Raw genomic sequence first — 10866 nt, 5'->3', positions numbered from 1 at the left:
CGGGTAAATTAACCCACTAACGACGCCGGATATATGGTCGCAAACCGTATCGAACCAGTACTTGTAACACCCGGGGCGTCCATATATGGTCAACTTTTCTTATCGGGTAACAACATGACGCTTTCTTCAGCCTTTCAGCCCGCGTTTATTCCGCAGGGTGGTTGCCAGTTATCGCTATTGTTTAGCGAGCTGGAACGTATCGATCTGCTATTACAGTACTATTATCTGGCGGGTATACTGAAACAGACACAGATAAATGTCAATACCGATTGAATTGTGGGTCTTCCGCAACTTGGGTGGAGTCCTTCACGGCAGAGGGCTCATCACCCGTCGTCTCAGTAACTCGAACCCGGCACGTCCGTACATCTGCCGCTTCAGCATTTTCAGGCGATTTACATGCCCTTCAACTACACCGTTACTCCATCTGCTGGTAGATACCGCCGCGATCGCGCGAGACAACCTGTATTTCCGGATATTTTCTGAACCAAGCGGCCAGCGTACGCTGATCGCGACCGGGAAGCAGAACGAGGGGACGGTGAGTATCAAGATTGACTATTAACGTGCCATGACAGTGGCCCCGATGCCAAGCTCACTCGTCGATACTGACATGAGGCGTGCCCGAAGGTTTCGTCTCCGGGGTATTCTCACCCTGCGAAGAAAAGTATCTGCGCTGGTCCGGAGACCCGCAGCCGTTGCAGTCCGTCTTCCAGCCTCACCCCGGCGATTAATCCCAACTGACGCTGCAAATCTTGCAACGCCTGCTGCCGTGAACCTGCGAAGGGAGCCAGCGACTCGACAAAAATTTTGCGTGAACAGGATGCATTACGGCAGTACCAGTGGCGGATGGCAAATACCAGCCAAAGCGTCTGACCTGAACAGGGTAAATGCTGTATCCGACGCTGTCGGCAGCTGTGAACGGAACTGCTGCGTTTAAGGCATTCAGGACAATGAGCTGTCTTCCGGGAGGAGCGTAGATTGATAGTCACTCCAACAGGGTCAACGGATTGTTGGGTTAATATCCATCCGCAGGGAAGCTGAAAAAGCGTCTCAAATGAGGGCATAGCGTTGTCCATAACTTAAAACAGATTAGATCATTGTTAACTAAAAAGCTTCATCAATATACCTCCACCGCAAGTTGCGGAAGACCCATTCTTACATCGGTACTAACAGATTTGACCAATACGGACGATATAGGAAAGTTCATGAACGGGAGAAGTAATCCCCGGGTATTGAATTCAGCGAGGCGTTCACCAGAGCTCTTAAAACATAAAAAGGTCCACCCCAAGAATATTATAGAGTCGTATATGGCAACCTTTTTAAAGAAAAGGGGGTGGAGGGTTTTGCAGCGTACGCCGCGCGGCCAATAATCTTGTAATAAAGATATAGGGTTATTTCTATGAAGAGGAAGTGGTTGTCGTTATCTCACAATCTGTGAAGTTGAAAATATACTTTACGGGCATTTAGCCTCTTGTGGTCATTGACGATTATCTGTCGATGATATCGACAGTTTTTATCATCTGAAACGGCGTTGTTATCGACGAGGGAAGATAGCACCGAATGAATATGAATACCATACACAATAATGTGCCTACACAAATTACCTAACAGTTTGAGATGTCCGCGTGTTTTGGGAAGCACGTGTAATATTTATCCATGAACAACGGCCGACGGCGCCTGGAATATGGGCTCAGTGCCAGCCAACCGAATAAATACGTTAACGGTGTCCGATAACGAATACCTGGAGGAATGTACATGGTTTTTTCTAAATATGCCAAGTCGCCGATGGCGACCTCGTTATCAACAGCCTCAACGGAAGCGGAAGAACTTGAGCAGGAGGATCTATCCTGCCCATCCGGGCTGTTGGTCTCTCACGCTTTTTCCTCGCCTTCCTTGCCTTCCTCTCCAGCGCACAATAACGCGTGGGAAGCCGAGTTGGAAACCCATCTTCTGGCGGAGATGATACGGGTTACGCAAGGGTATACCCTGCTTCCGGCGCAGCCTGTCATGACCACGTTGCAGGACATGCTCAAGGACGAAGCATCCCCCCCCCTACACATGAAGGAAATCAAGCATATCGTCACTTTTCTTGAGCAGCTTATTGCCCAATTGGCAAACTTCCATTCCAGCGATAAAAACCCAACGGTCAAGCAGCGCGATGCGCAACGTGATATCGCTCATCTTGTCACGCGAATGCCAGAGGGACTTATCGCAACGATGCAGGTTTCCCGAGAGAGCGACTTACTCCCCCCCGCCTCCTCCCCGCAAGAGGTATACTGGTCAGTTGAAAAAGTAAACGCAGTACAGGAGGAGGTACACGAGCTGGGTCATGCGTTCAAAAAAACGAGTGAATTTCATCGAACCTCGCTGAAGAGTGGAGAAAGACCCCAGCTTCTTCCCATGCTCGACACAGCGAAGCAACTTGGCACAGCGCTGCTGGCGTTGGAAGGTCGGTTGATAGGCGACCAGAATACGTACTCGACAACAGCACAACGCAACACCTGGACAGGCATGCGAGATGAGCTGAAAGGAAAGTCGTTTCCCCGCCCTGAGACCGTTGAGAATCGCTTGTCTGCAGTTGTACGGCTACGCGATGAACTGGCAAGTGGCAAGAAGCCAATGCCAAAAGGGTATCGCTCGTTGTCAACACTCGTCGGCCAGATTCTTGACACGCGAGCCAAAAATCCCCAGGAGTTGCAGGCCATAAACATGCTGGCAACGTTGGTTTTGGATGTCGAGTTTATCTTGTGGGACCCAGCGATGGGTATCGTCGAGTCGGACATCAAGGGTACGGAGAAAACTGCACCCGTGCCAGTCATTAAGCAAGCGCTGACGGACGTTATCGAGGACATTGACACAGCCTATCGATTCCTCTTTGAGTGTGGGAAGGCGGGGTCGTTAAAAAACGCGCCACTTTTTAAAGCCCGGGACTTACTCCCCACGCTGAGAGGCAATCTGTTATCGATAAACGTTAAGGTGACCCAACAAATTGCATTTGATGAGCGTGAGCAACGTCGGGTGTCACTGGAAACGCTACGCGAAATGCTGCTCGAAACGTTGTCGTCAACGGCGAAAGTCGACCCGGAAACATCAGGAGAATGGGGCGTTTATGGCCTGATACAGGTTGCCTGGGCGCTCTTGTCGCTCGAAGGAGAAGGAGACCGTGGTAATGATGCGGATGTTATCACTCTGTCCAATACGCTGGGTAAGACCGCGAACGGTGTCCTGAGTGCCAGGGATATGATGTCTGCTGTGTCTCGCGAAGACGACAATGCGATGCCGGTGACAGCCAAAATGCTGGCGTACGCGGAACGTAACGCTAAAAAGGGTGCGAAACAAGCCGCGGCGCTAATGATAAGCAGAGCGAACCGGGAAAAGGGGACAGACCTGCCCCTGTTGATGTGTAACAATTTTGCGGCTGCCGCGGGGGAATTGAAGACGGCCCGAAGTCACCTTTCGTCAGAAACATACCGCCAGAAAGTGACCCGTGGATTTCAACATACGGGGCGAGTGGTCCGTCATGCCGTTAATAAAGTCGTATCGACCGTGTCTCATACACAATTGAAACATGATAAATGGAAAGCCGCTACGTTGTTGCCCGGGGCGCGCTCACACGCCAAACCTGTCGCCGCGGACATTCAGCGTCACCTGAGAGCGGGCATCTATCAGGTAGTAGAGGCACTCACAATACTCAAGATGGCCGCTTATTTAGTGCAAGAGTCGCTGAAGTTCAAGCTGCAGTATGGGTCCACGGGGCGGCGTAAAGATGCGCTCTATGATGCCACAAGCCGCGAGCGTTACCAGCAGGCATCAGTAAAGATGGGGAAGGCTTTTCCGTGGATTCAGGAAAAAATCACGGTATTTGTGTCGACGCTACCTGCGTTGGGTGAGCAGTCACTCGACGTGGGGACGGCAACGGTCGTACAGGAATTTATGGCTGAGGTTATCCCGCGGCTTGCTGTTTTTTACACCCTGTCCCTCGACTGGAAAGTGGCCAGGCAGAATCAGTCCATTCACAAGATGGGTGAGGTTATCCGGAAAATTGAGGATATCAAAAGTGCAATAAAAAAAGCCGCCGAGTTAAGAGTGGGTGCGCCTCAGAGTATTTACTCTGATGAAAGTAAAAGGGTGCGTCATCTGGGTGAGTTTTTGGCCGCGGAGAAAGCGAAGCACCTTACGAAACATCCACAAGAAGGTGCCGGATTTGATAAAAAAGTGAACGCATTGCTTCAACAACATGAAGCAGAACTCGCCCCTGCGAGAGACGGTGATATGGCACAACTGATACGGGATGCCTATACCGATGCTGGCAACAACATGCAACTGCGTCTCCCCACAGCGGAGGAGGTGGTGAATGGGGTGGAGGGATTTTGGACAAAACTGGCAAGCTCGGGCCCGTTATCACTGGGTCGGCGGGTGGGGAAAGCGGCCTTGTCGGGTTCGCTAAATATGGTGTTTGCGTTTTCGGGTGCTAAAACGGTTTCTATTATCGCACTGAAAACGGTGATGTTGGCATACTCATTATACAGGGTGGATAACGCGCTAGAGCGAGCCAGTAAGCCATGGGAACCTGCAGACGTGACTACCGCGGCTCGCTGGGTGGTGACAGACCGGTTGTTCAGGCAGTTTCTGTTCAGGGCAGCCAAATCCTTTCTTCCGTTCGGTGCTTTGAATGTGTTTCTTCCTGTGGGGCAGACGATGTATTTATTTAGTCGAGGTGACCGGAAGGAACTGTTATCGCAAAGATTCAGGCCCTACAGACTAATTGAAGAGGCGGCATCCTTAAACGTGGAGGCGACTCTGCTTCGGAATAAGCGGGGGGCTGGACCTGACGATGTCAAGAAACCAGAGCTAATTATGCAACCTGGGTCTCAGGATGGGGCTGGCTTGGATGGTAATCTTGATGAATTTATCAAACAGTGCAAAAAACTCCAAGATGTGCTCAGCCAACCCATTTTAAACCCCAAAGCAAGCATTGATAGTCGTGTTTCTGAAGAAATAAGAAAAATCAACAAAAATATACAAAAAAACAAGCGGTTAACACCAAAGTCAAAAATAAAAGTAACAATAACATCGAAGAGAGACATCTTTGAACAGGGGAAAGGATTTTTTGACAAAACGGCGCAAAATGTCAAACCGGCCTTCACACCTGAATGTCTTTTTTTAAAAGATGTCGTTAGCGGTGCATACAAACGTTACGTTGATCAAAAAACCAAGAATAAAACAAATGAGTACGAAATAACTTTCTATTATGTTAATCAACGTAGGGAGGAAGAGGAAATTACGAAGTATATCGATGCGATTGATCGTAATAAACTGCAAGCCGACCTGCAAGCAGAACTTGATGCTTTCTACAATAACCCCCAGAAAACGGCTGAAATCGAAGACGTTATGAATAGGGTAATTGACTTTAGGGTTATTGAGTATCTTGATAAGGTTGGTGAACAAAGCTTGTTCTCAGATGTTCTGAGTCGTTTTTATGAAGGAAAAAAACCTTATGAGGATGTAACTATTAATGGGTTTAGAGTTCCTGGCTTATTTTCATTCACAGTAAGAGACGAAGGCCTAGGGATAGATAAAACGCTAGTGTTAAATGTTTATAATAATAAGAGTTTTGTTTTTGATCATACCAAGGCTATACATACGGTTCATCTGCCAATAAGAGGGCGGGTGCCATATAACACTACCATTACATCACTGCCATTGGATTCGGATTGGGATGATTTCAATAAACTGGTGATGAAGGCGATGCCATTGTATGAGCGCCTTAGATATGTGGTTAAAACAGATACATTTAAAGATGTACACAATCACTGGGAGACAAAACCAATAAAATTTGGTCATGCTTCTTTACCCAGAAGTGAAATGTCGAAAAAAATATATGAAGACATAAAGAAAAAAATACGTAAAGACTATGACACCTATATCTACACTAATGATGAGGAGAGGGTTGATTATACCATGCATGTGCTGGGTACGTTTCTCGACACGTTTTTTTTTGCTGCAGGGGCTGGCGCAGCTGCTGGTACTGGTGGTATCGCACCACTTATATTAATGGGGATCGAAGGTGTGTACATTCTGGCCGAGTTCATGCAGGCTGAAATGGAGGATAACCCACAAAAAAGCAAAGAAATAAAGAACGATGCAATACTTGATGCGATTTTTTTCAGTGTGGGTGCCGCTGTGGATTCAATCGATGTTGCTTTGCGAAAGTATCGAAAGCTACAAGATATGGCAAAGCTACAAGATATGGCAGTAAAAAGTACAAAAAACACCCTGCTTCACAAAAAAGGGACAACTCCTTCAAAGATATTCAATAAGAAAGAAAAACATCGTCCTGGGAAACAAAACACCAAAGATAATTTTGAGCCGGAGCAGGTAACGTCGCCGTACAACAAAAATACATATCATGTTCGTAATTACAATGATTCTTTTAAAATCTGGTTGCCTGATGGTAAAACAGAGATGCCAAAAAAATTCATGCTATCATCTCACGGCTTCTCGACAGGAAAAACAGTTTCTGTTCCTGAGGGGCAAACATTGTATTTTTATTCAGCTCACGGTAAATCTCTAACTGACTATGGATTAACAAGCAAAAATAACAATCCTGTAGCCAGGGTAAGTCACAATATGACAGAGGTGCCAGATGGTATGGGGTGGCGTCCTGCTAATGTGTCGGAAATAAAAAAATTTACCGGCACTGACCAGCCTGGACAATATAAAGAGATGAAATTAAGCTATTATGAGAATGACACCCCCCTAGGAACGCTTGATACGATGGCTTTAAATAAAAAAGCGGAGACGGGGGTTATAACGATATCGGCTTCTGCGCAGCGTCCCGTAAATCTATCAAAGACTGCTGATCAACTGGGGGGGAGTGTGATCGAACCAGTTGAACTCCATATCCTGGCTTGTCGTGATACCCGATGGGGTCTATTACGTGCTCAGCTTACAAACAGTTTAGCAGCTACAAAATCGCCCAACGTTATCTCGAATATATTACCTCAGAGTACTAATTTAGTTCAAAACTATGGAAACACTCTTCCTCAACCAATCAGTGGGCTGGGCGAGGCACTCATCAACAGTTTTAAAAATTCTCGGAATAAATCCGAATTAAAAAGACAGGTGGAAGAGATGACTGAACGCTTTCGTTTAAAAAGAGAAGGGAAAGAGCTGGTAAAACAAGGGAATAAAACGCAAGCTGGGAAAATGCAGGAAGGAGCACAACATTCGCAATACCAAGGCCCTAATTTAGATTCTTGTTCAAGCTCAAGGGAATCAATTGACTACTTAATAGATCGCACTGGTTACATAAATGCGAAACTTAATTACAATAGTCCAAAAATACAGCAAAGAATGGAGAAGGTACAGGATAGCTTCTTCGGTAAAGGTAAGCGTGTTAATAGTCAAGTGATAATGGAGATTAAAGTATTCCTGCTCTACTTCAGAAAAAAAGCATCTCAAGTAGACTGGGAAGAACTTCATGAAACGGGGCTAATACCAAATAGCTATCGAAAAATGATACCAAAAGCGCTCAACCTAATATCGCCACTTCAATATTACGCGTTTGTTGCGTATCTGAATGAAGTTGATATTGCTTCAGATTCATTCGAATCAAATGAAAATATGGAATTCCTAAGTAAGAATATACTTTCTGACGAGTCGCTAACTGACGTTATGACGTCGGAATTCTGAGGTATCCCAGGAAAAGAGACAGGCATAGGACGTTAGTGCATGGACAGGGTAAGGCTGCAATTCCCCTTACCTGCTGTAATTCAGGCAGAGCTGGACAGAATGAGGCCGGGCTAGCAACGATCTTCAAGCAGTTAGGTTTGATGCAGTAGCTTGTGTCAGGAGTTTGTCGCAGACTTGCTGCAGCACGGGAATACGGTTCAGTTCTTTCTGGCTCATGGTCACCAACATAGACGCTCCGGATTGTCTGCCTGTGAAAACAGACTAACCGAAAGACGACATTTTAACTTTGGTTAAAAAAGGAGGTGCGGACGATTTTATTGTGAGATGCCTAGTTGCCGGCGGTACATTTCCGGGCTGACTGCACCCAGAGATAATTTAATACGTTGTTCGTTATACCACCTGATGTAAGCATCTACATGTTGCATGAAGTGTTCAGGTGTTATACCCGACCATTCACGACCATGATACATTTCAGTTTTTAACCGGCCGAAGAACCCTTCGCATGCCGCATTATCTGGTGAACATCCTTTACGGGACATTGAGCGGATAAGACCTGCTGCATTAACCCGTTCCAGCCAGCCAGGCCAGCGATAATGACTACCTCTGTCACTGTGTATGACAGGACATTCGCCGGCACTTAACGTCCCGATGGTATTATCCAACATACTATTAACCAGCTCAGCATCAGGGCGTGTGCTGAGCGACCAGCTCACCACTTTTCCATCGAAGCAGTCCACCAACGGCGACACCGCCAGTGACGGGAGCGTGCACCTCCAGATACGTCAGGCCTATGAGGATGCGAAAGAAGGGAGGGTTGCACCGGCTCCGCGGAGCCAGGAAGCCATGCTGGAAGGCGTGGGTAACCTTAGAAAACATCTTGCACGTACGGGCGTGCGGTCGTTACAGCGGCGCCTCGTCTACTCACTGATGCGTGGTGGCCTAGGCATGGGGGTGAATCAGGGCTTGGGGCTGAGCAGTCTGTGGCTGAAACTGCCGTTCAGCCTGGCGTTAAAGACGGCGTTTCTGCCTTTTGAGATAGCAGGTACGCTGCATGCACTGTCAAAATCAGCACAAATCGGCCAGCCCGGCGCTAAAGATGCCCGGTGGAAGGCCCTGAGCCTTATCCTGAAAAAATACGCTTTTCGTGTGGGTAAGTCGGCGACGCCGTTGCTGGTAAAGCTGCTGGCTGATGTCATACTGACAGCGTATACGTTATCCCGTGATGACCGGAAGAAAAATCTGCTTGCCGGATTCAGACTTGGGGACATCGCCGTAAATGCGGGATTTACCCTGCCGGGTATCATGGTTTCTCTCTACGTCAGATACCAGGAGGAAGAAGAAGCAGAAGAACTCAGAAAACAACTTCAGGAATCGCACAGACAGCCCCCTTTAGCCGCCAGGCAGTTTGCGGTCACAGTTGGGCATGGCGATGACCGAGCCGAAGAAAAAAGCCTGGCCGGGGAGATGGTAACATCGCCCTCCGGCAGGCCATTAAGCAGGCCGAAAAGGCACAGATTAGTAGCGCGGGCATTTGAGTTGCGATATGAACAGGGTCATGCCTTTAGCTTCGAGCATAATCCGGCCGGTGACCTTGCTAAAAATCCGGATTTTCTGGGCAGAACGATACGGTTTACGGTTACCCGCACGGGGGGTAAGACTGATGTATATACATATACGATGGGTAAAGATAACCCCTACCAGGCAGTAAACGATCTGGGTGTGTGGGTCAATAATAACATTGAAGGCTTAAAGCTTGGAGAGATGAAAGCAGCGTCAGAGAAAATAATCCCGGCGTATAGCCACCACAGTAATTTTTTCTGGAAAGAGAAAAATTCTGACATAGTAGACTATCACTATAAACTCGTTGACGAAAGGGAAGATCAAAGCAGTAAAGGGACAGTCAGTGCATCAGGAGCAGGCGGTGATATTCAGAATACCACCGGAAATGGCCCTGCATCAGGCCTGCTAGGGAATAAAAATGAAAACCAATTGCAAGAAGGTAGTCAGCATGGGAGTAATAGTCAGGAAGATGACTCCTCCTCTTATGACGAGGCCAGGCAATCCATTACAAGAGGTAATAATGAATTAACAGTGATTGATAAGTCTATTCTCAGGCCCAAGGTGAGAATTAATGAGCGCGCATCTGAAATCATCAATGAATTTAATAATAAACCAGAGAATAGAAATGAATCACCGTTATCTCCATATACACTGGTAACTGTTCACTTTACTAATAAAGCAGAGCAGAAGATGCGTACTGAATCCGCAGGCCTGGGCCAGAAAACGTTCAAAAAAATAGATCCAGCATACGAAATGACATTTAAATTAGAAGATATTGTGAGTGGTGCGTATTTATATTCGTTTGCCAATGAGAAAAAAGTCAGGCCGGATGATTATGGAGTGGAAATAAAGGGCGGTGACCATGTTACTGGCTTTATAAATACAGTGAATCTCACCAAGTTGCAATCTGAACTTGAGGATGAGGTTAGTGCTTATTTTAATGATGTCAAAAACGCCGATAATTTCTCTAGATTAATGAGAAATATAATGCTTAATAGGATTTTTGAATACACCATTAAACATGGTGAAGATAATGAGTTTTACCATCTGTTGCATAAGTTTTTCGCTGGGGAAATACCTGCAAATGATGTATATATTGCAGGTGTCAAAGTTCCAGGTATGTTTTCATTTACCCTAGGTGAAGGTCTTGGTGCTAAAACGCTTGCGTTAAGCATTTATACTGAGCAATCTTTTGTTTTTGAAATGCAACCTGCTAATCGCTCTGTTTACGGTCGATTCGGTTCTGTATGGCGTCACTCATTTTCAGCTTATGGCTTGTTGTCACCATCACACTGGGATGACTTCGATAAAGTGGTGCTGAAGGCTCTTCCTCTGTATGAAAAAAATAAATACCCGCAGGAAAATCCATTTAACTACAGAATTAATCCTCCGGCAGAGGGGGAAAATCACCTTTTGTCATTCCAAAAAGGTTCGTATCGGAAAGATATGCCCGCACGGATAATGAATGATATAAAAGATAAACTAAAAAAAGACTATGATACTCACATCTACTCAAATACCGGTGCGTGTCAAGGTAGTTGTCGCCTCAGTTGATTCAAGCAGCCAGGGTTTCCCGCTCCCGATTCAACCATGTTTCATTCTGCCATTTCCAGT

General features: G+C 46.6%; 3 protein-coding genes and 3 pseudogenes. 3 read left to right on the top strand and 3 right to left on the bottom strand.

Annotated elements, in window-relative coordinates; genetic code table 11:
* Positions 1 to 114: 114 nt before the first annotated feature.
* A complete protein-coding gene (locus M2407_RS25995; RefSeq protein WP_259220242.1) occupies positions 115 to 273 on the top strand; it encodes a hypothetical protein in 159 nt (52 codons plus the stop codon).
* 33 nt (positions 274 to 306) lie between these two features.
* Here M2407_RS25995 and M2407_RS26360 read toward each other — a convergent pair.
* Positions 307 to 450 (bottom strand): annotated as a pseudogene (locus M2407_RS26360) (transposase); the annotation flags it as partial.
* Positions 431 to 1073 (bottom strand): annotated as a pseudogene (locus tag M2407_RS25990) (transposase family protein); the annotation flags it as partial. The pseudogenes M2407_RS26360 and M2407_RS25990, both read right to left, overlap by 20 nt.
* Positions 1074 to 1752: 679 nt before the next feature.
* On the opposite strand from M2407_RS25990, the gene M2407_RS25985 reads away from it, so the two are divergent.
* Positions 1753 to 7692 carry a putative adhesin gene (locus tag M2407_RS25985; protein WP_259220240.1) on the top strand — a complete coding sequence of 1980 codons (5940 nt, stop codon included), beginning with the start codon at positions 1753 to 1755 and terminating at the stop codon, positions 7690 to 7692.
* Between the two features lie 314 nt (positions 7693 to 8006).
* On the opposite strand, the pseudogene M2407_RS25980 reads toward M2407_RS25985, so the two are convergent.
* Positions 8007 to 8441, bottom strand: a pseudogene (locus M2407_RS25980) (IS3 family transposase); the annotation flags it as partial.
* Here M2407_RS25980 and M2407_RS25975 point away from each other — a divergent pair.
* Entirely contained in the window at positions 8386 to 10806 is a 2421-nt protein-coding gene (locus M2407_RS25975) for a hypothetical protein (RefSeq protein WP_259220239.1), read from the top strand. The pseudogene M2407_RS25980 and the gene M2407_RS25975 overlap by 56 nt on opposite strands.
* Positions 10807 to 10866: the final 60 nt, after the last annotated feature.

This window comes from Serratia sp. BIGb0234, assembly GCF_024809915.1.
Classification (GTDB): Bacteria; Pseudomonadota; Gammaproteobacteria; order Enterobacterales; family Enterobacteriaceae; genus Serratia; species Serratia liquefaciens.
Note: the sequence above shows the minus strand (reverse complement) of the source record. Positions and strands in the feature narration are given on the sequence as shown.